This is a genomic window from Streptomyces hebeiensis (assembly GCF_052983195.1).
In genome coordinates, this window is the sequence record NZ_CM129812.1 from 5483638 (window position 1) to 5506526 (window position 22889).

The window sequence follows — 22889 nt, forward strand, 5'->3', positions numbered from 1 at the left end:
CCGAGCCGGCCTGTCGCTTCGGCGGCCCGTCGCCCCGGGGTCCCGGTGGCGAGTGGGCCACCCAGCCCGTCGAGCGGCTCCGCCCGGAACCACCGGTCCGGGCGGAGCCGCTCCGCGCGCTCACTCGATCCTGAGGTCGTAACGCAGCCGCCGGGCGTGGGCGGGCATGGTCATCAGGTCGGCCTGGATCGGCCGGTCCGCGCTGTCGAAGGTGACCCGGGCCAGCCGCAAAACCGGTTCGTCCGGCGCGGTGAGCAGGGTCTCGCGCTCGGTCGCGTCGGGCATCCGCGCGGTGACGTCCTCCCGCACGCGTACGCCGGCGTATCCCAGCTCGGCGAGCAGGGCGATGGCCCCGCCCGGGATCTTCGCGGTCCCGGCGAGGCGGGTGCCACGGGCGATCGGCGCCGGGTAGTACGTGTCGGTCAGCTCGCTCGGCCGGTCCTCCACGTACATCACCCGGCGGCGGACGACCACGACCTCGCCCTCGGCCACGCCCAGCAGCCCCGCCGCCTCCGGCGGTGCCGCGACCTCCCCGGCATGGACGATCCGCTGGCTTCCCCGCCGCCGTTGTGCGGTCAGCTCCGCGCTCCAGGCGTCGGGCTCGCCCGCGCCGCGCGGCGCCAGGTAGGGCATCGATGTGCTGACCCACTCACCGGAGCTCATGACGTCCTCCTGCCGCTGCTCTGCCGGCCGCGTCGGCCGACGCCGGCTCACACCGTACGGCCTGGGTGGCGGGCCGGGCAGACGGTAACGGCCCCGACCGGGGCGGCGGCGTGCCGGTCGGGGCCGTGGGTGGGGCGGCGGCCCGGTGCCGGGCGGGGCCGGCCGGGGGAGTCGGGGACGGAATCAGCCGTTGGCCAGGGCCTGGACGCGGTCGTAGGCTCCGTTGAACCTGTTGTGGTCGCCGACGATCGGGCCGGTGGACGTGTACTGCCAGATCGTGTGGAAGCCCCAGCCCGCGGGCAGTTCGCCGACCGTCGTGTTGTAGCGCGCGATCCACAGCGGGTTCGTGCTCGCGAAGCCCGCGTAGTTGCCCGTGCAGTCCTTCCACCAGCTCGTCGCCGTGTAGATGACGGCGTCCCGGCCGGTCCGGGACTTGTACGTGTTCAGGAAGTCGCGGATCCACGCGACCATCTCGCTCTGCGACTTGCCGTAGCACTGCGCGCCGTACGGGTTCCACTCGATGTCCAGCACGCCCGGCAGCGTCTTGCCGTCCCGCGACCAGCCGCCGCCGTTGTCCACGAAGTAGTTGGCCTGGTTCGCGCCACTGGAGTCGTTGGGGGTGCCGAAGTGGTACGCGCCCCGGATCATGCCGATGTTGTACGAGCCGTTGTACTGCTGCGCGAAGTACGGGTTCTTGTAGTAGTTCCCCTCGCTGGCCTTCACGTAGGCCCACTTCACTCCGCTGTTCCACAGGGCGGCCCAGTCCACGTTCCCCTGGTGGCTGGAGACGTCCACGCCTTCCGTCTGGGCCACGCGGTCGTCCCGCGGTGCGCCGCCCTGGCCGTCGTGCTCGATGACGCCCATGCCCATATAGGCCGAGCCCCGGGTGGGAACGGGGCCGGAGGGGGAAGCGGCGGCGGGAGTGGAGGGGGCGGTGGGTGTGGGGCCGGACGTGGCGGCCGGAGTGCCGGGGGGAGTGGGGTCGGCGGTGGGGGAGGGGGTCGGGGAGTGGGTGGCGGTGGGCGGGTCCGCCGGCGGGTCGGTGGGGGCGGCGTGCGCCGCGCCCGGCAGTGTGAGGAGGAGCGCGAGAGTCGCGAGGAGAGCGCCGGCCGCGGCGGTCAGGGAGCGGCGGCCTGTCGTTCCGGATCTGTGCACGGGCATTGCGTGCCTCCGAAGACCTCGGTGGGGGGCATTCTCTGACGGTGCGGCATGCGGTGGAATGAACATGCCAGCGCTGACGCTACGCACGTAGACCGGCGTGACGGAAGCCTGCCACGCTGCCGCCGTTGGTATAAACCTGCGAAATACTGGCAGAGCTGCGGCAACGGTCGCGGCGCAAAAGAAACTTTCAAGGGGTGGAAAAGCGCGCGATGGGTTCTGACGTGCACGGAAGTGGTATGGGGAAGGGACCGAATTCCGGCTCGGGGAATGGTGTGCACCGCGAATTCCTCGCGCTGGAGCGGGAACTGGCGGTGTTTCTGCGGCGCGCCCGCGCCAACTCGGGAGAGATGGCCCGGGAGGTCCACCCGGACCTCGAGCCCGCCGCGTACGGACTGCTCGTCCGACTGGAGGAGACGGGCCATCAGCGGGCCACCGAACTCGCCGGGTACTTCGGTGTCGGCAAGGCCACGATGAGCCGCCAGCTCCGGGCGCTGGAGGAGCTGGGCCTGGTCACCCGGGAGCCCGACCCGGCGGACGGCCGCGCATCCCTGCTCCGGATCACCGACGAGGGCCGCGTCCGCTTCCGGCGTGTCCGGGACGCACGGCGCGCGCGGTACGTACAGAAGCTCGCCGACTGGGACCGCGCGGAGATCGCGGAGCTGGCCCGGCTCCTCCACCAGCTGAACGCCAGCGCGGAGAGCTGACGGACAGGCGCCGGGCCTCCGGCCGCCGGCCGGGCGCCGGGTGAGGGTCGTGTGTCCGGCGGTGTGCCGGTCACCGGCGGGGCGTCGGTGTCGGCCTCGGCGGTGCGTCGTCCCCCGACGCGAGACCCGCACCCCGCACCCCCGCGCCTCCCACGCGGCCGTCGGGCGGCTCCGGGGGCATCGAGCCCGGCGCGCTCCCGCGCAGCCCCGCGCCGCGGCCGGGCCCTCACAGCTCCACGTACGCCACCGTCGCGTCGTCGCTCGTCTTCCCCCGCCGGAACGCCCGGCCCTCCGGGTCCGCCGACTCCGCCGCCCGCACCCGGTCGATCAGCTCCTGCGCGCCGTTCTTGCGGACCAGCGCCAGGCAGTCCGCCCAGCCGCCCTCCCGGAAGACCTCCACCCAGCGCGCCGCGCCGTCCGTCAGGGCCAGCAGGGCGCGTACCTCGGAGGCCGGGGTGCGGCCCGTGACAGCGCGCTCCGCGACCGCCGGGTCCGCGGCGGCCGTGAAGAAGCCGTTCTCCGCGTTCCGCAACGCGTCCGCCGAGGCCGCCGAGCGCAACAGGGCACGCGGGATACGGGCCAGCCGGTCATCCAGGACCGCCCGCACCGTGCCGTCCGGGGACTCCATCAGAAGGGTCGAGTCGGACAGCACCAGGTGTTCGACCACGTCGGCGTCCCAGCGCGCCAGAACCACCGTGGCCTGCGGTGTCCGCACGTGAGAAAGTTCACAGGTGCCCTGGTGAGCGGCCGCGGCGCGGCGGATCGACAGGGAAAGGATCTCCGCCAGGGACAGGTCGCGTCGTGAACCGGACAGTTCCACGAGTGCCCCGCCCAGCCGCGCGGTGAACCACGGCACACCGTGCACACAACCGTCGTCCCCGGCCGGTGGTGTCACACCGTCCAGGACGACGAGCGTCCCACCGTCGCCACCGGCGGGCAGGGCCACGCTCGTCCAGTCCTCGTTGGGCCGCGAGGCGACGCCGGGGGCAGTGTTGAGCTCGATGCGCATGAGGTTCAGTGTGCACGACGACGCAGGTCACCCCCCACGACTTCCTCACGACGCCCACACAACGCGCGGTGGGGGACGCGGTGTGGGGCGACCGGCGGCATTCGGTCAGAGTGCGGACCCCATGACGTCTCCGCGACGTCCCGGTGAGGTTCGAAGGAGGCCGGAATGAACATCTCCGGCGAGGTGCGGGCGGGCATCTTGCCAAAGCGGGCCCGGAAGGTCCACCCGGAACACCAGGTTCGAGGACCGCTTCGAGTGGGAAGAGTTGTTCGTCAACTCGTTGGTGATGTTCACTCGTTCAAGTGGCGGGGCGGCCGATGTGTGTTTCCCTCCTGGAAGCGCTGGAATGGTCGGGTGCCGTGCCAGGGGTGGGGGTTTGTCGCATGCGTGACCGGTCGTCACCTCTGCTTCATGGGCGGACGAGTCAAGAATGCGAGCACCGGTGCAGAAGAAGCGGCCTCGGGGTAACGGTGTCACGCGCGGTGAGGTCACCACGACCGGCACCTCCGACACCACTGGGACCTCTGACACCACTGGGACCCATGCGGCGGCCGCCGCGAGCGGGCACGCCGGTACGGGTACGGGCGCCACGGGTACGGCCGGTGTCGCCGGCGCGGCCGCCGACAGCCGTACGACCGTAGACCCCGGCGACACCGCCGACACCGAGACCGACGCCGGTACGAGCACGAGCACGGGCCCGAACACCGGCCCGGCCACGGACCCCGGCCCCGCCGGCCCGGGGCCCGGTGCGGGCGCCTCCGCCGCGGGAACCGGCGCCGGTGGCCCGTCCACCGTCCCCGACCAGCCCCGAGGCCGTCGCGTCCGCGTCCGCAGCCGCCTCGTCGCGGGCGTCGCCGTCCTCGGTGTCACCGTCGTCGCCGCCGGGACCCCCGCCGTCCTGGCCGCCTCGGCCGAGCTGAAGGACGCCCAGAACCTGGTCACCCTGGCCGAGCTCAACCGGCAGGCCGTGACCCTCGCCCACTCCCTCGCGGACGAGCGTGACGAGATCGTCGTCCACATCGCCGCGGGCCGCGAGGACCGGCCGTCGGGCGACGAGGGCGGCAGCGACGCGAACGACAACGATGGCGACGAGGGCGGGCTCGACGGCAGCCGCAGCGCCCGCGTCGACCGGCAGATCGACGAGATGCGGGAGACCGCGTCGGCCTCCCCGGGCCTGCGGCGCGACCTCTCCACGATCCCCTCCATCCGCCGGACCGCCCTCACCGGCAAGGGTTCGGCCATGGACGCCTACCGGGCGTACTCCGAGGTCATCGCCAAGCTCGAGGCCCTCTCCGACGAACTGGCCGAGCGGACCCCCGCCGAGGCAGCCGACGGCAGCCGCGCGCCCGCCGCGCTGGCCCGGGCCGTCGAGCAGGCGTCCGCGACGCGCGGCCTGCTGCTGGCCGCGCTCTCCGTACCCGACGCCGGCTCCGGCGGTACGCCCACGATCGACCCGATCACCGGGCTCCCCGTACCGATCACCGATCCGGCCGCCGAGAAGAACGACACGCTCCGCGACGCGCTGAGCGCCGACGCCCAGAAGTCCCGCGTACGCGAACTCGCCGCGCTCGCCGACTTCGACCAGAACGCCTCCGCCAAGGCGCGCGACTCCCTCGCGGGCACCGTCACCGGGCCCGAGGTCAAGAGCGCCGAGGACTACCTGGCCAAGCTCACGGACCGCCCGGAACTCACCTCGTCCGACCGGCAGACCGACCCGGAGAAGCTCGACGCGGCGCTGTCCGCCCGGATCGACCAGATGCGCGGCGTCGAGTCCGGCCTCGGCACGGGCCAGGTGGCACGGCTGGAGAAGCTGCGCGACGACGCCGTCACGGCCCTGGAACTGCGCGTCGCGCTGCTCGGCGGCTGTCTGCTCGTCGCGGTCGGGGTCTCCGCCGCGGTCGCCCGTACGCTGACCAGGCCGCTCGCGGTCGTACGGATCGGGGCGGCGCGGCTCGCCGAGGCACCGCTGACGCAGGAACCGGTGCGGTTCACCGGCCGCAACGACGAGTTCGCCCAGGTCGTACGGTCCGTCAACGCCCTGCACCGGCAACTGCTCGACCTCGGCGCGCGCGCCGAGCGGCTGGACGGCGACCGCACCGGCCTGATCGAGGCCAGGGAACAGGTCGCGGCCCAGCGCGCCGAGCTCCAGGAACGTACGGCCGATCTCACCGCCCAGCTCCAGCGGCTGCGCGACACCGTGCACCACGCGTTCGTGAACCTCTCGCTGCGCACCCTCGGCCTGGTGGAGCGTCAGCTGGACGTCATCGAGGACCTGGAGGAGCGCGAGCAGGACCCGGAGCGGCTCGCCACCCTCTTCAAGCTCGACCACATGGCCACGGTCATGCGCCGGCACAGCGAGAACCTGCTGGTGCTCGCGGGCCACGAGCACTCCCACGGCCCCCTGGGCCCGATCCCGCTCGTGGACGTGGTGCGCGCGGGCGTGAGCGAGATCGAGCGGTACGACCGGGTCACGATCCTGTCCCTGCCGTCCCACGCGCAGGTCGCGGGCTTCGCCGCGGACGACCTCAGCCACCTCGTCGCCGAACTGCTGGAGAACGCCACCGCCTTCTCGCCACCGGAGGCCGACGTGCGGCTCTCGGGCCGGGAGCTGGAGAACGGCGAGGTACTGCTCTCGGTCGAGGACCAGGGCATCGGCATGTCCGCCGCCCGGCTCGCCCACCTCAACGCGCGGCTGGCCGACGAGCTGACGGGCCGCGACGGCGGGAGCCACCGGACCCGCGCCGAACGCGCCACCCGCGAGATGTCCGGCGGGGGCGGCGAGGGCGACGGGCTCGGGCTGCGTGTCGCCGGGCTGCTCGCCGCCCGCCACGGCATCCGGATCGAACTGCGCGAGCACGAACAGGGCGGGGTGGCGGCCGTCGTCGTCCTGCCGAAGTCCCTGCTCCCCGAGCTGTCGCCGGCGGACCCCGCGCCCGCACAGCCCGCGGGCGCGGGCGGGGACGCCGTCGGGAGCGAGCCGGCCGGACCGGTGGGTACGGCGGGTGCGGTCGGCTCCCACGCCCTGCCCGTACGGGAACACCCCGTGGCCGGCGGCCCCGGCACCGGCGACGCGCCCGACCCGCTCGTGGCCGCGGCGGAAGCGGCCATCCGCCGGGCGGAGCAGGCCCAGGCGGCCGCCAGGGCCCAGGCGGCGGAGGCGGAGCGGTCGGCGGCCGCGGGATCCACGCCGGAGTCCGGGGCCGGGGCCGGCTCCCTGATCGCGAGCCCGGACGGTGGCGCGTACGCCATCGGCCCCGAGCGCCATGAGCGCGTGCCCGACGGTGAACCGGAGACCAACGGTCCCGATCAGGACACCTTCGCGATGCGGCTGCCCCCGCAGCCCGAGCCGCGACCGCAGCCGGGGACCATGGCGGAGCCGACGGACCCCGAAGCACCGCAGGCCACGACAGCCCCGCAGACCACGGGGACGCCTGGGGAAGCCGAGGCAGAAGCGGCACCGGGTCGTATCACCGACAAGGGGCTGCCCAAGCGCACCCCCCGGAACGTCGCGCCCGCCGCGCCCGCCGAACGCACCGGCAGTGTCGACGCCGAAGCCCTGCGCCGCCGGCTCGGCGGCTTCCACCAGGGGGCCATGGCGGGTCGGCGTGACGCCGAGGCCGAACTCTCCGCGGAAGCGTCGGCGGAGAGAGCCGCGGGGCAGACCACGGACAGGACCGCGGGACGGACCGACGTATCCACGGAAGACACGGGGGACACAGGCGAGGAGGCACGCACGTGACCACGACCGGAACATTCGGGCTGAGCAGCGAGGCCCGCAACCTGCACTGGCTGCTGGGCAACCTCGTCGAGGAGGTGCCAGGGGTGCTCTCCGTCGCCGTGGTGTCCTCCGACGGGCTCCTGCTGCTGTCCTCCGACCCGGGACGGAACGGCGCCGCGGCCGGTCCGGAGGCGGACGGCGCGCGCCCCGCCGGCCCCCGCGGTTCCAGCGCGGATCTCGCCACCATCGTCTCGGGCATCGGCAGCCTCACCATCGGCGCGGCCGGGCTCATGGACACCGGCGAGGTCAAGCAGACCATGGTCGCCATGGACCGGGGCAGCCTCTTCGTCATGGCCATCAGCGACGGCTCGCTGCTGGGCGTGCACGCCACGGCGGACTGCGACATGAGCGTGGTGGCCTACCACATGGCACTGTTCGTCGGCCGCGCCGGCCATGTCCTGACCCCGGAACTGAGGGACGAACTCCGTAAAACCAGGGAGGGCGCCTGATGGCCTCCGCGGCGGGAGCCGCAGGCAGGCTGCCCGTGCGGTCCGTACGTTCCGTGCGGTCCGCAGGGCCGGCGCGGTTCGTGGGGCACCCGGACCCCGCGGGGGCCGCGGAGCCCGCCGAGATAGTCGAACTCGCCGAGACCGCCGAACTCGCGGGAGGCGACGACGGCCGGTCGGCCCGGGTCCGGCCGTACTCGCTGACCGGTGGGCGCACCCGCTCGGGACACGTCCTCCTCGTCGAGACGTTCGTCGCCGCGCTCGACGCGGCGGACGAACGCCGGGAGCCGGCCGACGGCGGGGGCGCGCCCCGGCTCATGCCGGAGATGCGGGCCATCGTGGAGCTGTGCCGGCGCATGCGGACCGTCGCCGAGATATCGGCGCTGCTCAAAATGCCGTTGGGCGTGGTCAGGGTGCTGCTGAGCGACCTGGCCGATCAGGGAAGGATCCGTGTGTACGGGACAGGGACCGGGCACAGCACCGGCCATCCCGACCACGCTCTGCTGGAAAGGGTGCTGAGTGGACTCCGTCGTCTCTGACGTCGCTGGCGTCACAGATGTCTCTCGTGTGTCCGGTGCGTCGGGCTTCTCGGCCGCGACCGCAACCGCCGGGCCGGGGATCGCGCGCGAGAGAGCACGCGACGGGAGCAAACGCGGGGCAGGTGGCCGGGCGGCGCCTTACCTCCCCCCTGCCACCGGCCTGGCCGTCGCCCCCGTACCGGGGGACGAGCCGGACGAGTCGCTCAGGCCCTGGCAGAAGGACCGCAGCCGCGCGCCGATCGCCACCAAGATCGTGATCGCGGGTGGCTTCGGCGTCGGCAAGACCACCTTCGTCGGCGCGGTCTCGGAGATACCCCCGCTCAAGACCGAGGCGCTGATGACCCAGGCGAGCGCCGAGACCGACGATCTCAGCGCCACGCCCGACAAGACCACCACGACCGTGGCCATGGACTACGGCCGGATCACGCTGGACGACGACCTTGTCCTGTACCTGTTCGGTACGCCGGGCCAGCAGCGCTTCTGGTTCATGTGGGACGACCTCGTGCGCGGCGCGATCGGCGCGATCGTGCTGGCGGACACGCGCAGGCTGTCGGACTGCTTCCCGGCGCTCGACTACTTCGAGAGCTGCGGGCTGCCGTACGTCGTCGCCGTCAACCGGTTCGACGGGACCGAGGAGTTCGACCCCGCCGACGTGCGGGACGCGCTCTCGGTCCCGGAGAGCGTCCCCGTACTGATCATGGACGCGCGGCGCCGGATCGCCGCCGTCGAGACGCTGCTGGCGGTGGTGAGGCACGCCCTGGAGGTCTCCAAGCGGACGGGATAGTCACCGGATGGTCACCGAGTGATCCCGGCGGCGTTTCGCGGGCCCCGGACGGTCCCCGTCGACCTGTTCCCGGCGACCCGGGTCCGGCGGCCTGGGTCCGGCGGCCCGGGTCCGGCGGCCCGGGGCCGGTCACCTCGTGAGGGGACGAGCGCTACGGCGCGGTCGCCTCTCCGTAGCCCGTGTCCGCCCCGTCCGTGGCGCCCGCGGGCAGCGCCGGCGGCCGGTACCCGGCGGGATCCAGCGACTCCGCCCGCGGGTCCGGGCGTACGGCACCGAGCAGCGGGTTCGCCGCGATGGGCGAGACCTTGACCCGGGTGCCGGGTCGGGGGGCCTGGATCACCATGCCCTCGCCCAGGTAGATCGCGATGTGCGTGGCCTTCTCGAAGTAGACGACGAGATCGCCCGGCCGCAGCTCGCGCAGCGGGATCCGGCGCAGTTGGCGCCACTGCTCCTGGCTGGTACGGGGGATGGTGAGCCCGGCGTACGCCCACGACTGCATGGTCAGGCCCGAGCAGTCGAAGGTGTCAGGGCCCTCGGCTCCCCACTCGTACGGCTTGCCGATCTGCCGGACGGCGTAGCGCAGGGCGAGGTCGCCGTAGCGGGAGGGGGTACGGGCCCCCTCGCCGGAACCACCGGACTGGCCGTCGCTCCGTACGCCGGCCCCCGGGCCGGGCCGCCCCGGAGAGCCGGAGGCGCCAACGGAGCCCGGGGACCCGCCGGCACCTCGGACCCCGGAGGAGGGGACGGGGAGGTCGCCGAGGGCGCCGGACTCGAGCAGGTCACGTTGGGCCTGATCCGTGCCGGCCCGCTCCAGTTCGGCGAGGGCCGCGATCTCCTCGCGGCTGAGCGAGGCGAGCAGCTTCTCGACCGCGCGCAGCCGCGCCCGGACGGTGTCGCGCTGCTTGCGCTGTTTCGCGGCGAGCGAGCGCTGGGTGGCGAGCGCCGCACGGGAGGCGGCGGCAAGGGCGTCCGCGCGTTTCTCGCCGCCCGCGAGCCGGGCCAGGATGCCCGCCCTGCCCCGGACCGCGTGCTCCAGCAGGTAGTTCTCGTCCAGGGCGCGCTGCGGGTCGCGGGCGAACAGCAGCCGTAGGTAACCGGAGAGCTCGGTCCGCCCCTGGTACTGCTCCCGGGCCAGCCGGCCAGCGTCCACCCGGCTGAGCGCGAGCGCGCTCCTGGCCTTGGTGAGGTCGGCCGTGAGCCGCGCGACCTCGGCGCGCTGCCGCTTCAGCCGGGCCTCGGTGGCGTTGTACGCCTCGGTGGCCTCCTCGGCCTCGCGGTAGAGCCGCTGGAGCCGCATCAGCATGCCCGCGACGGTGGTGGGCGCGAACGGAGTGCCGGGGGCGGGGCCGACGGCCCCGACGCCGGGCCTGTCGGCGGGACCGGCGGCCGACGGACCGGCGGTCCCCGACGGCGGACCGGGCGTCGGCGGACCGGGCGTCGGCGGATCGGACGGAAGGGGAACGGACGCCGAGGGAACGGACGCCGCGGCCGAAGGCGTCCCCGGCGCGGACGTCGTGAGCGTGGGTGCGGGCGACGGGCGGGCGCCGGGCAGGAACACCGCGTACGGAGTCGTGTGGGCCGTCGTGTGCGCGGTGGCACGCGAGGCGGACGGCACCGCGGTGAGTACCGTCGCGGTGGCCAGGGCCGCCCCCGTACAGGCGGTCCACAGCACCCTTCCCGACATGCCATCACCTCCGCAGCTGGGCCGGACCGGAGGGTCCAGTCCTAGGCGATGGCGCGGTGATCGATGGTAGGACGAGCTGATGAGCGGTGAATCGGCCCGACGTCGTCACCCGGTCGGACCGCTGCCGGGTCAGTTGTCGGGTCGGCCGTTCGGTCAGTTGCCCGGTCGGTCGTCCGGTCGGCTGTCCAGGCCGCTGTCCGGCTTGCCCCCCGTTCCGCCGGTCCGGCCGTCCGGCTTCGACCAGGGCCACTTCAGCGCGCGGCGCTCACGGCCCTCGGCGACGTACTCGTACTTCCAGCCGCGCTGGATACCGAGGCGCTTGCTGTATCCGGCCGGCTCGCGTCGGTAGGCGTGGACGGTGGGCGGCCCGCCGTGGGGGTCGGGCACCGGGATCTCGTACCACTTGGGCGGGTTCCCGGTCGGCCCGGTCAGGACGGGCAGGACGCGCCCGTCCATCGGTCCCCCGACGAAGGGGGTGTTCTCGCTTCTCACGCCCCCCAGTCTCGGTCATGACCACCGGGGACCGAGGGGTGCGGGTGCGGGGGCCGGCGGGAGCGCGGGGCGCTGGGGCGTGGGGCGCGGCGGGTGTGGGGCGCGGCGGGTGTGGGGGGTGTGGGGGCGCGGGCCCGGTCGTCACTCAGGCCAGCAGCCCCGAGGACTTCCACAGTGCCCGCCCGGCTCCGCGCAACACCCCGATGTCGTCCAGGAAGTCCGTCAGCCGCCGCGCGCCCGACCGCATCACCTCCCGGCGGTGGCCGCTCGCCCGTACCTGGGCGACGGCCTCCTCGCGCCGCAGGCCGACGTTCTCGTACACCGCCGGGTTGATGAAGCAGAGCGAGAACACCCGCGCCGTCTGACCGCAGGTGATGCGGGTCAACTCCCTTTCCCAGCGCGGGGACGTGACCATCTGCCGTCGCAACTCCTCGCGCGCGTAGCGGACATGGCGGGCCTCCTCGACGACATGGATGCGCGTGACGCCACGGACCAGGGGCTGTACGCGCTCGTCGGGGAAGGTGAGCCGTTGCATCCAGTCGAGGATCTCCTCGCCGAGCAGGGTGGCGGCGAACGAACCGGGTGTGGTGGAGACGGTCTTCATGACGCGCGCCATGTCGTGGTAACGCCGGGGCACGGGGTACGCCGGCGTGCCGTTCCTCCCGATCAACCGCGCGAACATCATCGAGTGGCGGCACTCGTCCGCTATCTCGGTCAGCGCGTAGCGGACGTGGTTGCTGGTCACGGACTTGTCGTAGATGTGCCGGACCAGCAGCTGCATCAGGATGATCTCGAACCAGATGCCGAGCGAGGCCAGTGACGCGGCCTCGTGCCGTGCCAGGTCCATCCGCTGCTCCTCCGGCATCCTCCGCCACAGGGGCGTGTCGTAGAGGGAGACCAGCTCCGGGGGCCAGAACCATTTGCCGTCCTCGGCCGGTGCGTCCCAGTCGAGTTCCCGGTCGGGGTCGAAGGAGTGCTTGGCGGACGCTTCGAGCAGCCGCGCGGCGACCTGTTCACGCTCGCGGAGCGGCCCGAGCGCGTCGTGGAGAATCCGGGCGTCGCCTCCGGTCGCGGACGCGGTGGTGGTCGACACGGCTGAGCACCCCTCACGGCTGTACGGGTTACCGATGGTTACGCGGCGGCCTTTTGTTATGAGACAGCGTGTCAGCAAGGCCGTCAACCCCCTGCACGAAGCCGGGGAACCGAAGAGCAGGCCCTCCGGCTCCGCCGGGCCGCCTATTACGTCACGCCCGCCCGGTGGGTCGTGCCGCCCGCCAGGCCCGCTTCGACCGCGAGAGCCACGTCCAGCAGCGCGACGTCCGTGCCCCGCTGCGTCACGAGCTGGAGCCCGACCGGACAGCCGTCCGCCGTGAAGCCGGCCGGGATGCTCGCCGCGGGCTGGCCGCTCACGTTGAACGCCCAGGTCAGGGCCGTGGAGTAGCGCTCGCCCGGGCCCTCGTGGCCATGCGGGCGGTTCGGGGTGACCGGAGTGAGCAGCAGTGGCGTACGGGCGAACAGCACGTCGAGGCGCCGGTCGTTCTCCGTCCGTACGTCCTCCGCCGCGGCCCTGGCCGCCGCGTCGCCCCCGCCCCGCAGGGTCAGCCACGCCTCGCGGGGGTCGAGCAGTGTGAACGGGCGCGGTGTCGCCCCCGGCCGTTCCAGCCGTACGACCCCGGCCTCCTCGAGCCGGGCCACGGCCGCCCGGACCACCGCCACGACGTCGTCGTCCGGCGCCGCGAAGCCCAGGTCGGGGGAGAAGACGGCGGGTATGGGGAGCCGCCCCTGCGGCGGCGTCAGCACGTCAGCCGCCGCTGCCCGTGCCGCCGCCGCTGCCCGTGCCGCCGATGCCGCCGCCGACCCCGTGGTCATGGGCGCGATGCTCGTCCCCGACGCGTCAGAGGCGCCGTCCGGGCCGAGCACACACCGCAGATACGCGCGCGCGTCCGTCACCGTCCGGGCCAGGACCCCGGCCGCGGCCAGGCCGGTACGGTCCGGGGACGGCAGCAGCCCGTTGGTCGTCTTCAGCCCGAACACCCCGCACCAGGCCGCCGGTACCCGTACCGACCCCGCCCCGTCGCTCCCCGTCGCCAGCGGCACCATGTCCGCCGCCACCGCGACGGCCGACCCCGCCGAGGACCCGCCGGGCGTCCGGTCGGCGCGGTACGGGTTGACCGTACGGCCGTGGCGGCCCTGTCCCCAGGTCTGCCAGAACGTGCCCGGCCCGGGTACCGCCGTCGAGCCCACCGGTACCGCACCGGCCGCCATCAGCCGCCCCGCCGCGTACGAGCGGATGCCGGACGGCCCCTTCACCGCGAACGGCACGCCTGCGAGCGGCAGTTCGCCGTCCACCGTCCGCGCGTGTCCGGGCGTGCGCCCGCGTGCCACTGCCCGGGTCCGCGCACGCGCCCGGTCCCCCCACACGTCGATGAAGGCGCACAGCCGCGGATCGAGCCGCTCGATCCGGGCGAGTGCCCGCTCCACGTCGTCCGTCGCTGCCATGGGCCGCCCCCTTCGTGTCGTCACGCCATGACGTGGCCCCTCAGTCTCGCCGCTCCGTCGTCGGAAGGGTGGAGCGTCGGTTGGCGGGGTTCTCGTCGAGGGAGCCGGCCTGGAGGACCTGCACGCGGAGGGCGTTGAGGAGGAGGGCGACGAGGAGAAGGAAGCAGAAGAGGGACACGTGCCGGATGTGACGGGTCATCGGCGGTCCTCGGATCGGTCCACGGGCTGGTCGTCGGTCCTGTCGTTCGTGGGTCCGGGCGGATCCGGTGTGGCTCCGGGCGGCTCCGGCGTGGGGTCGAGCGGGTCCGGATGGCGGTCGAGCGGGTCCGGAGCGGGGTCGGGCGGGTCCGGAGCGGGGTCGGGCGGGTCCGGAGCGGGGTCGGGCGGGTCCGGAGTGGGGTCGGGCGGATCCGACGGGGGGCCGGGCGGGCCCTGCACGGGATCGGTGGGTCCGGGCGTGGGCCCGTGCGCAGGGCCGGGAGTGCGGCCGGGAGCGGGGTCGGGAGCGGGGTCCGGCGGTCTTCGGTCCGGACCGGCGGGAGCGATGACGCCGGGAGCCACGGCCCCCGGGTGCGGGCCACGGGCCGACGCGCTGAGCCGGACCAGCAGCGCCACCATGATCCAGTTCGTGACGACGGACGAACCGCCCTGCGCCAGAAAGGGCATCGCCATACCCGTGAGCGGGATCAGCCCCGTCACCCCGCCCGCGATGACGAAGACCTGCACGGCCAGGATCGACGCCAGCCCCACCGCGAGCAGCCGCCCGAAGGGGTCGCGCAGGGCGAGGCCCGTCCGCAGGCCCCGCGCGACCAGCAGCGCGTACAGCAGCAGGATGGCCGTCAGGCCCACCAGTCCCAGCTCCTCACCGGCCGTGGCCAGGATGAAGTCCGATTTGGCGGCGAAGCCGATCAGGATGGACCGCCCCCGGCCCAGACCCGTGCCGGACAGGCCGCCGGCGGCGAACGCGAACAGGGACTGGGCGAGCTGCCCCGGGCCGTGTCCCGCCTCGATGGACGCGAAGGGGTGCAGCCAGTCCTCCACGCGCCGGTGGACGTGCGGCTCCAGCGAACCGGCCACGAACGCGCCCACCGCGGCGAGCAGCAGCCCGACGGCGAGCCATCCCCTGCGCCCGGTTGCCACGTACAGGAGGATCACGAACAGGCCGAAGAAGAGCAGCGAGGTCCCCAGATCCCGTTCCAGGACCAGGACGACGACGCTGATCACCCAGATCGCCACCAGTGGCCCGAGAACGCGGCCGGTCGGCGGCCCGCCGGGCCGGACCGCCCGGCCGAGCCTCCGGACCGGATGTCCCCGACCTCGCCCCGGCCTCCGGACCGAACGGCCGCCGAACGTGAGGGCGTCGCGGTTGGCGGCGAGGTACGCGGCGAAGAAGACCGCCAGCAGGATCTTGGCGAACTCTCCGGGCTGGAAGGAGAAACCGCCGAACCTGATCCAGATCTTGGCCCCGTTCACGGCGGGGAAGAAGATCGGCACGATCAGCAGCACCAGGGCGGTGACGACCGAGAGGTACGCGTACCGCCGCAGCACGCGGTGGTCCCGCAGCAGCACGACGACGGCGATGAACAGCCCGACGCCGAGCGTCGACCACACGAGCTGCGCCGGTGCCGCCCGGTCGTCCGGGGTCTCCAGGTCGAGCCGGTAGATCAGGACGAGGCCCAGGCCGTTGAGGAGGACCGCGATGGGCAGCAGCAGCGGATCGGCGTACGGGGCGCGCAGCCGGACGGCGAGGTGGGCGAGGAGCGCGAGCAGGCCGAGCCCGGCTCCGTGGCGGGCGGTGTCCGGCGGCACGGAGCCGGAGTGGCCGAGGCCGACACCGACGTAACCGAAGACGGAGAGGAGGACGGCGCAGATGAGGAGCGACAGCTCAACGCCCCGGCGCTGGGGGAGGCGTAGCACGGGCCGGGAAGGGTCCGCCGTCGGTGCGGTCATGCGGGGAAGGTAACAAGGCGGGGCGCCACCGGGGCGCTTTATGTGCGCAAATGTGTGTTGATATGTGTGGCCACGGTCTTTTTATCGGCGTCGTGCTTGTCATCGGCGCTGTGAGCGCTGTAAGCGCTGTGGGTGTCGTGAGTGCCGTGCGGCGAGGGTGACGTGGGTGGCTCATGGAGCGCACGGAGCCCGGAACCTCCGTCCGTGTCCATGCCCTCTCCACCGCCCGGGAGCGTGACACGGGCGAGCGCGCCGCCGTCCGGGGCATTGCTGAACACCAGCTCGGCGCCGATCACCGCAGACTGCCCGACGGCGATGGTCAGTCCCAGCCCGTGCCCCTTGCCGCCACCCTCGGTGCGGAACCGCTGGGGCCCGTGTTCCAGCAGGTACGCCGGGTATCCCGGGCCGTGGTCGCGCACGGTCACGGTCGGCCCGTCCACGGTCAGTACGACGGGCGGGCGGCCGTGCCGATGGGCGTTGGCGACGAGATTGCCGAGCACCCGCTCCAGCCGCCGCCGGTCGGTCTCGACGCAGGCGTCCCGGACGACGCGCAGTTCGAAATGCGAGCCGGACGCCACGCCCGGCCCCGGCACGCCTGGCCCCGGGCCTGACGCCAGACCCGGCCCCTGCGCACCAGGCGTCGGCATACCCGGCCTTGGCACGTCCGGGGCCGGGCGTGCGGCTGCCGGAGTCCCCGGCCGCGGGTCGGTTCCGGACCGGGGCGGCGCGTACGAGGCGCGGGCGGCGCGCACGACTCCCTCGGCCAGGGGCGCGAGCGCGTGGACGGCCAGATCGACCTGTTCCGTACGCGCGTCCAGCCGGGAGATCTCCAGCAGATCCTCCGTCAGCGTCCGCATGGCCCGCACGCGGTCCCGTACCAGCTCGGCCGGCCGGCCCTCCGGCAGCAGCTCGGCGGCAGCGGACAGGCCGGTCAGCGGGGTACGGAGCTCGTGTGCCACGTCGGCGGTGAAGCGCTGCTCGCTCAGCAGCTTGCCCTGGAGCGTGGAAGCCATCGTGTCGAGCGCCCCGGAGACGGTGGCGACCTCGTCCTGAGGGCGCGACGGCACCTTCGTACGAGGGTCGTTGACGCGCGCGTCCAGATCTCCCGCGCTGATCCGCCGGGCCACCTGCGCGGTGAGGTGCAGCCGTCGCGTCACCCGGGTGACCGCGCACGCCCCGACGAGGAGTGTGGCGACGGTGGCGAGCACCGAGGAGCCGATGATCGAGCGGTCCAGGTTGGTGATGGTGGCCTGGCTGAGGGTGTAGTCGACCCGCGCGACCAGCGCCCGCCCGTCGGCGGGCCCGGCGGCCCACATCGTCGGCCTGCCGTGGAAGTCGGCGACCATCGTGCCGCGCCGCCCGCGGACGGCGAGCGCGCGCAGCCGCTCGGGCAGACCGGGCGCGTCCACGGCGGCGAACCGGGGGAGCGGCCGGCCCGCCTCGTACGCCCGGGTGACGGCGTCCAGCCGGGACAGCGCCTTCTCGCGCGCCGAACTGACGGTCTGACGGGTCACGGACACATGGACGAGCACGCCGAGCAGGGCGGCGAGGGCACAGCACATGACGGTGATGAAGACGGCCGCCTTCCACGTGAGGGTCGCGGTCCAGGCGGGCAGACGGGGCGTCACGACGGACTCGCCGCGGCTGGGGCCACGGCCACGGCGGTGGAGGCGGCTACGGCGGTGGAGGCGGTGCCGATCGAGGTGGCCGGTGCGGCGACGGGCGCGTGGCAGCCGACGGATCCGTGAGATCCGGAAGATTCCGAGGCCCCTGGAGCCCTCGGCGACCCTGGGGGTCCTGACGAGCGAGGACAGCCGGGGGCGCGCGGGTTCGACATGCGGACGTGCGTACGAGCGCCAGGCGGGGACGCGACGCCGTGCGGCACGGGGGACGGCCTGTTCGCGGGGCCCGGTGGCTCCGTCTTCGGCTCGGCAGGGCGGACGAGGGACGTATGCCCGGCGGACGCCACCGCGGCGGTGGCGAGTGCGGGCACCGCACCCGACGCTGAGGCACTTGTCGACGACGCTGACGCCGAGGCGAGTGCGGGCACGGCACCGGCCGATGACCTGCCCGCCGCCGACGCACCCGCCGCCGACGCACCCGCCGACAACGTGCCCGCCGACGACGTGTCTGCCGATGGCGTGCCGGCCGATACGCCGTCGGTCGGCGACGTTTCGGCAGGCACGTCCGTGGCCGGCGCGCCGGCGGACGGCGTCCCCGCCGAGGAAGTGAACGTGGCACGGGTGGCTCCGCGCGCCCACGGCCATGGCGGGACATCGCTCGCGCCAGGAGTGCCGCTCGTGGCCGTGGGGCCCGCGGGACGGGCGGTGTGCGCGGGGGACGTGGGATACGCCGTACCCGCCGACGCGCCGGTGGCCGACGTGGGGCGGCGCACGGACCCGGGCGGGGCGGCGGTCCTGGCGGGGACGATCTCGTCCCGGGCGGGCAGCATCACCCCTTGCCGGGAGTCCCAGCTCCAGGCCGTCCGGTACTCGTATCCGGGGATCCCCGCCGAGACGACCCGCACGATCAGGTCCCGGTCGGCCAGTTCGACCCCGACGACCTGGTCGGAGGTGGACATGATCCGGGTCAGGCCGTCGTTCTCGGCGCGGTAGCAGCGGACGGTCAACTGCTGGGCCGGCATGGCGATGCCGACGATCAGCTCGTCCCGGCCGTCACCGGTCAGGTCGTGGTGGTACGCGCGCAGGACCGGACAGCCCGCCTCGCCGCGGCCGGAGACCTCCGGCATGGCGGGCGCGGCCGGCGCGGCCGGCGTCGCGGTGCCCCGGCCGGCCCCGGAGCCCTCGCCCCTCGGCGGACGCTTGATGTCCGCCGGGTCCTTGACGTCTCCCGTGCCCTGCGCGTCTGCCGGGTCCTTCGCGCGCGCCGACGCCGTGGGGCCTTCGGGGCGCGGGGGGCCCTTGGAGCCGGCCGGGCCCTTGGCCTCCGCCGGGCCTTTCGCGCCTCCCGGGCCCCGGCACTCGGTGAGCCGTGCGACGACGCCCTGCGGCAGCCCTCCGGGCCCCGCGGCCTCGTTCGGACGGGCGGTCGCCTCGGCTCGCAGGACGGCGACCGGGTTCAGCTCGTGGATGTCCCCGGGGGCCACCTTGATGCCGGGGACCCGGACCGTATCGCCCTCCCCGAAGTCGAGGGGAGGCGCGGAGATGACCGGCAGCCCCGGCCACAGCCGCACCGGGCCGATGGCGGTCGGCGTGGGACCGGCGCTCTTGAGTCCGCTCTCGTCGCCACAGGCGGACAGGACCAGGGACAGCGCGGCGGTGGTGGCCGCCGCCAGGACGGGGCCGACTGCGGCACGGCGAGTGGTCACGGCGCTCCTGGGACGGTCGGTCGTTCCCTCACCTTATGGGCCCGAACGCCGCTTTCCCGGCGTTGGCCGGTCCGGCCGGGAAAGCGGTGACCCGGTCGTATGAGTGTTCGTTGCTACCCGCGCGTATTCCTGATCGCTCCTGGGCTTTCGCGTATTGCCCGCGGAGTGGGTGCCTGTTCCCATGGTCATGAGGATGGTGAGGTGTGCGATGACCCGATTACGCGTCACGCCGGTGCGCAGCCGTGGCCGGGACCGCCTGTACGTGAGTCTGCCGAACGGCACGACCGTCGCCTGGTACGACGCGGAACCGGCCGCCGACGGCCTCGGGCCCGGCGCGGGCGGGCGGAACGGCCGGGTGAGCGTGCTCCCGGGAACGGACACCGAGGCCGTGCTGGCCGCGCTGGCGCCGTACCTCACCGGTGACGTGGCCGTCGGACCACCTCCCGTGCCGACACCGGCCGAACTCGACCGGTTGTCCCTCCACCCCGACGACGACCTGGCACCCAACCGCCCGGGCGAGGCCCTGCGCGGGGAGCCGGAGGCGGGGGAGGCGAGGGAGGTGGGTGAGGCGACCGGCCGGTGGTCGCACGGGGGCGGGCCGCGCTTCGGCTTCCCGTTCGGCTTCCGGTTCGGCTTCCGGTCCGGCCGGGGTGCCGACCGGCGCGTGGAGGATCTGCGCGCCCAGCAGATCGTGGGCGGACACCTGGACCGGCTCGAAGACGCGGGCTGGCGGATCCTGCACTCCGTGCCGTTGCCGGGCGCGGCCCGTATCGACCACCTGGCGATCGGGCCGGCGGGGGTCCTGGCCGTCCGGACCCTGGCCGCCCGCGATCGGCGGGTACGGATCTCCGACCCCATGGTCCGTACGGGCCGGGCCGCCGCCGAGCCCCACCTGCGCTGGGCCCGCCGTGAGGCGGAGCGTGCCTCCCACGCCCTGGCGGTGGCGGTGGCACCGGCGCTGGCCGTGGTCGGGGCGGCGGGACACGTCGTACGGGAGCGGCCGGGCGAGCCGGAGGCATACGGCGGTGCGGGGACGGACGAGGCCGCGCGGACGGCCGCGCGCCAGGACGTACGGATCATGACGGACGCCGAGATCCCGGCGCTGGCGCCCCTCGGTGGCGTACTGAAACCGGCGGACATCGAGGCCCTGTACGCGACGGCGAGGGACCGCCGTACGTGGCTGCGCGTGTAAGGGGACGGAGAGGAGCGTCCGGCCGTCGAATCGGCACCGGGCGACGGCCGGGCGGCGGATCAGGGGGCGTCGGGGGCAGCGGGCCGGGGGCCGGCGGGTGTCAGGGCAGCCGACCGGTGTGCTCGGGGTCGAGCAGCGGGGCGAGGAGGTCGCCGTACCGTTCCAGCCGCTCGTCCATGGATTCCATACGGAACGCCAGCCGCGCCGCGTCCGCGGACTCCGCGCACTCCTCGACCTCGGCCCAGGAGACGGGCGCGGAGACCGTGGGCTCGGGGCGGGCCCGCAGGGTGTAGGGGGCGGCGGTCGTCTTCGCCGCGGCGTTCTGGCTGTGGTCGACGAACACCTTCCCCGGGCGCAGGGAACGCCGCATGCGGTGGACCACCAGGTCCGGCAGCGCGTTCTCGGCCTCGACGGCGAGGCTCTTCGCGTACGCGGAGACCTCGGACGAGGGGGCGGGTTCCAGCGCGGCCAGCAGGTGCAGCCCCTTGGCGCCGGAGGTCTTGGCGTGGGCCTCGATGCCGTCCTCCGCGAGCCGGTCCCGTAGCCAGAGCGCGACGGCGCACGCCTGCACGACGGTCGCGGGCGCCCCGGGGTCCAGATCGAGGACCAGTCGGTCGGCGCGGTTCGGGGCGGCGGCGCGCCACTGGTGCGTATGGAACTCCACGACCAGGTTCGCCGCCCACATCAGCGTCGCCAGATCCCCGACCACGACCTGCTTGCCGCTGTCGGCGGTCTTGCGGGGGACATCGGCGATCCGCACCCAGGAGGGAGTGCCGGGCGGCGGGTTCTTGGTGAAGAACAGCTGGCCGTCGGGCCCGTCCGGATAACGGAGGAAGGAGACGGGGCGGTCGGCCAGATGGGCCAGCAGGGGGTCCGCCGTACGGGCGTAGTAGTGCAGGACCTCGCCCTTGGTGGTGCCGGTGGCGGCGTAGAGGACCTTGTCCAGGTTCTTGAGCGCCAGTCGCCGCCCCTCCACCTCTGTGATCGGCGTCATACCATGAGAATCCCACGAAAAGCGGATGAAAGGGGTGGGTCGTGCGATCCATATGGAACGGCGCGATCTCCTTCGGGCTGGTCAGCATCCCGATCAAGCTGGTGAACGCCACGCAGAACCGTTCGATCTCCTTCCGCCAGATCCATATGGCCGACGGCGGCCGCATCCGCTACCGCAAGGTCTGTGAACTGGACGAGCAGGAGGTGCCGGCGTCGGACATCGGCAAGGGGTACGAGTACCCGGACGGGTCGATCATCCCGATCACCGAGGACGATCTGGCGGAGCTGCCGCTGCCGACGGCGAGGACGATCGAGATCGTGGCGTTCGTGCCGGGGGACACGATCGACCCGCTCCAGTTGGACGCCGCCTACTACCTCGCCGCGGGCGGCGCCCCCGCCGCCAAGCCGTACGTCCTGCTGCGCGAGGCGCTGAAGCGCAGCAAGCAGGTGGCCATCGCCAAGTTCGCGCTCCGGGGCCGGGAGCGGCTGGGGATGCTGCGGGTGGTGGACGACGTGATCGCCATGCACGGCCTGCTGTGGCCGGACGAGATCCGCGCCCCGGAGGGCGTGGCGCCGGAGGGCGACGTCACCGTGCGGGAGGCGGAACTGGACCTGGCGGACGCCTTGATGGACACCCTCGGCTCGGTCGACCTGGACTCGCTGCACGACGACTACCGGGAGGCGGTCGAGGAGATGATCGCGGCGAAGACGGAGGGCGAACCGGCCCCGAAGCGGGAACCGGCCGCGGGCGGGAAGGTGATCGACCTGATGGCGGCGCTGGAGAACAGCGTGCGCGAGGCGAAGGGCGCGCGCGGCGAACCGACGGAGCCGGCGGAACCCGCGGAGGTGAAGCGGCTGTCCTCCCGTACCCAGCAGGCGAAGAAGACGACGCCCCGGAAGAAGACGGCCCCGGCGCGGAAGGCGGCGTCGGCGAAGACGTCGGCGAAGAAGGCGACCGGGGCGAAGAAGGCCGCGCCGGAGAAGAAGGCGGCGTCCCCGGGCCGGAAACGCAGACCGGCGTAGCGTGCTCGCGGCGGTGCGGGGCGCCTGCCGCGACGACCGTTACGCCGACCCTGGGCCGGCGAGAACCCCGGCGAGAACCCCGGCGAGAACACCGGCGAGAACACCGGCGAGAACCGGGGCGCCGCCCGCCGCCGAGCCGCCCCCGGCCGCCCCTTCTCCCGCCCCGCCCCGGCACCCCCACACCCCACCCGGCCCCTCTGAATTACCTGTTCACGGGCACCCCGTGGAAGCTGGTAAGGTTTTCCCCGTCGCCAAGGAAAACAGACGACACGCCCCCGTAGCTCAGGGGATAGAGCAACGGCCTCCGGAGCCGTGTGCGCAGGTTCGAATCCTGCCGGGGGCACCCTGTATGAGGTGCCCAAAGACCCCGTCACCAGCGGAAACGCTGAGGCCGGGGTCTTCGCGTATGTGCAGGCGGATGCAGCCCAGAGCGGCCGTATGCCGGGGTCTGTGGACGAGGCGTGGACGGGATCTTGAAGCATCGCCGCAGGCGAAACCCAGGAAACGGCGAGGCCCGAAAAGCCGAGCAGACGCGGCCCATGGCGTCCAGGTCGTTCGTGCAGTGGCGCGCTCCATCTGGACGCCATGAACCACGCCCGCTCCACGATGTGTGGGTCGACGGCGGACGGGATGGGAGCTGGGGA

18 protein-coding genes, 1 tRNA gene and 1 pseudogene are annotated in these 22889 nt (G+C 73.8%); 8 read left to right on the forward strand and 12 right to left on the reverse strand.

From position 1 onward, the window contains the following. Nucleotides 1–120: 120 nt before the first annotated feature. Nucleotides 121–663 (reverse strand): UTRA domain-containing protein, encoded by a 543-nt coding sequence (locus tag ACU6P3_RS23600; RefSeq protein WP_447194001.1) that lies wholly within the window; start codon nucleotides 661–663, stop codon nucleotides 121–123. 183 nt (nucleotides 664–846) lie between these two features. Next, on the reverse strand, nucleotides 847–1824 hold the full coding sequence (locus ACU6P3_RS23605; RefSeq protein WP_447194002.1) for a lysozyme: 978 nt from the start codon (nucleotides 1822–1824) through the stop codon (nucleotides 847–849). 236 nt (nucleotides 1825–2060) lie between these two features. Here ACU6P3_RS23605 and ACU6P3_RS23610 point away from each other — a divergent pair, with 236 nt between their 5' ends. Next, nucleotides 2061–2528 carry a MarR family winged helix-turn-helix transcriptional regulator gene (locus tag ACU6P3_RS23610; RefSeq protein WP_030754038.1) on the forward strand — a complete coding sequence of 156 codons (468 nt, stop codon included), beginning with the start codon at nucleotides 2061–2063 and terminating at the stop codon, nucleotides 2526–2528. A gap of 226 nt (nucleotides 2529–2754) precedes the next feature. Here the strand turns inward: ACU6P3_RS23610 and ACU6P3_RS23615 are convergent, their stop codons facing one another. Beyond that, complete coding sequence (locus tag ACU6P3_RS23615; protein WP_447194003.1) at nucleotides 2755–3537, reverse strand: protein phosphatase 2C domain-containing protein; 783 nt, start codon at nucleotides 3535–3537, stop codon at nucleotides 2755–2757. A 430-nt stretch (nucleotides 3538–3967) separates the two neighbouring features. On the opposite strand from ACU6P3_RS23615, the gene ACU6P3_RS23620 reads away from it, so the two are divergent. The 4 genes from ACU6P3_RS23620 (at nucleotide 3968) to ACU6P3_RS23635 (ending at nucleotide 9084) form a co-directional block, all read left to right on the forward strand. After that, nucleotides 3968–7276 (forward strand): sensor histidine kinase, encoded by a 3309-nt coding sequence (locus tag ACU6P3_RS23620; protein ID WP_447194004.1) that lies wholly within the window; start codon nucleotides 3968–3970, stop codon nucleotides 7274–7276. After that, a complete protein-coding gene (locus tag ACU6P3_RS23625; RefSeq protein ID WP_447194005.1) occupies nucleotides 7273–7764 on the forward strand; it encodes a roadblock/LC7 domain-containing protein in 492 nt (163 codons plus the stop codon). The genes ACU6P3_RS23620 and ACU6P3_RS23625 overlap by 4 nt, the downstream gene beginning before the upstream one ends. A 122-nt stretch (nucleotides 7765–7886) precedes the next feature. Then, the gene (locus ACU6P3_RS23630; protein ID WP_447198035.1) at nucleotides 7887–8300 is read left to right on the forward strand and encodes a DUF742 domain-containing protein; all 414 of its coding nucleotides are present in this window, start codon (nucleotides 7887–7889) and stop codon (nucleotides 8298–8300) included. Between the two features lie 160 nt (nucleotides 8301–8460). Next, entirely contained in the window at nucleotides 8461–9084 is a 624-nt protein-coding gene (locus ACU6P3_RS23635) for a GTP-binding protein (RefSeq protein ID WP_447198036.1), read from the forward strand. Between the two features lie 151 nt (nucleotides 9085–9235). Here the strand turns inward: ACU6P3_RS23635 and ACU6P3_RS23640 are convergent, their stop codons facing one another. The 8 genes and pseudogenes from ACU6P3_RS23640 to ACU6P3_RS23675 form a co-directional block, all read right to left on the reverse strand. After that, nucleotides 9236–10768 carry a C40 family peptidase gene (locus ACU6P3_RS23640; protein ID WP_447194006.1) on the reverse strand — a complete coding sequence of 511 codons (1533 nt, stop codon included), beginning with the start codon at nucleotides 10766–10768 and terminating at the stop codon, nucleotides 9236–9238. A gap of 153 nt (nucleotides 10769–10921) precedes the next feature. Then, the gene (locus tag ACU6P3_RS23645; protein WP_447194007.1) at nucleotides 10922–11260 is read right to left on the reverse strand and encodes a DUF8847 domain-containing protein; all 339 of its coding nucleotides are present in this window, start codon (nucleotides 11258–11260) and stop codon (nucleotides 10922–10924) included. Nucleotides 11261–11405: 145 nt separating this feature from the next. Continuing rightward, the gene (locus ACU6P3_RS23650; RefSeq protein ID WP_447194008.1) at nucleotides 11406–12353 is read right to left on the reverse strand and encodes an AurF N-oxygenase family protein; all 948 of its coding nucleotides are present in this window, start codon (nucleotides 12351–12353) and stop codon (nucleotides 11406–11408) included. Nucleotides 12354–12499: 146 nt separating this feature from the next. Next, nucleotides 12500–13759, reverse strand: a complete 1260-nt coding sequence (locus ACU6P3_RS23655) for an amidase family protein (protein ID WP_447194009.1) — start codon at nucleotides 13757–13759, stop codon at nucleotides 12500–12502. A 40-nt stretch (nucleotides 13760–13799) separates the two neighbouring features. Beyond that, on the reverse strand, nucleotides 13800–13958 hold the full coding sequence (locus ACU6P3_RS23660) for a hypothetical protein (protein ID WP_447194010.1): 159 nt from the start codon (nucleotides 13956–13958) through the stop codon (nucleotides 13800–13802). Between the two features lie 323 nt (nucleotides 13959–14281). Then, nucleotides 14282–15709: pseudogene (locus ACU6P3_RS23665) on the reverse strand (FtsW/RodA/SpoVE family cell cycle protein); the annotation flags it as partial. Nucleotides 15710–15747: 38 nt separating this feature from the next. Beyond that, nucleotides 15748–17337, reverse strand: coding sequence for an ATP-binding protein (locus ACU6P3_RS23670; protein WP_447194011.1), 1590 nt, complete (start codon nucleotides 17335–17337; stop codon nucleotides 15748–15750). Further along, on the reverse strand, nucleotides 17334–19037 hold the full coding sequence (locus tag ACU6P3_RS23675; RefSeq protein WP_447194012.1) for a hypothetical protein: 1704 nt from the start codon (nucleotides 19035–19037) through the stop codon (nucleotides 17334–17336). The genes ACU6P3_RS23670 and ACU6P3_RS23675 overlap by 4 nt, the downstream gene beginning before the upstream one ends. A 208-nt stretch (nucleotides 19038–19245) precedes the next feature. Between ACU6P3_RS23675 and ACU6P3_RS23680 the strand changes: the two genes are divergently transcribed. Continuing rightward, the gene (locus tag ACU6P3_RS23680) at nucleotides 19246–20229 is read left to right on the forward strand and encodes a nuclease-related domain-containing protein (RefSeq protein ID WP_447194013.1); all 984 of its coding nucleotides are present in this window, start codon (nucleotides 19246–19248) and stop codon (nucleotides 20227–20229) included. Between the two features lie 100 nt (nucleotides 20230–20329). On the opposite strand, the gene ligD is transcribed toward ACU6P3_RS23680, so the two are convergent. Beyond that, nucleotides 20330–21223 (reverse strand): non-homologous end-joining DNA ligase, encoded by an 894-nt coding sequence (gene ligD / locus ACU6P3_RS23685; RefSeq protein WP_447194014.1) that lies wholly within the window; start codon nucleotides 21221–21223, stop codon nucleotides 20330–20332. 41 nt (nucleotides 21224–21264) lie between these two features. Between ligD and ku the strand changes: the two genes are divergently transcribed. After that, complete coding sequence (gene ku, locus ACU6P3_RS23690; RefSeq protein WP_447194015.1) at nucleotides 21265–22245, forward strand: non-homologous end joining protein Ku; 981 nt, start codon at nucleotides 21265–21267, stop codon at nucleotides 22243–22245. Between the two features lie 271 nt (nucleotides 22246–22516). Then, nucleotides 22517–22588 (forward strand) — tRNA-Arg (locus ACU6P3_RS23695). Nucleotides 22589–22889: the final 301 nt, after the last annotated feature.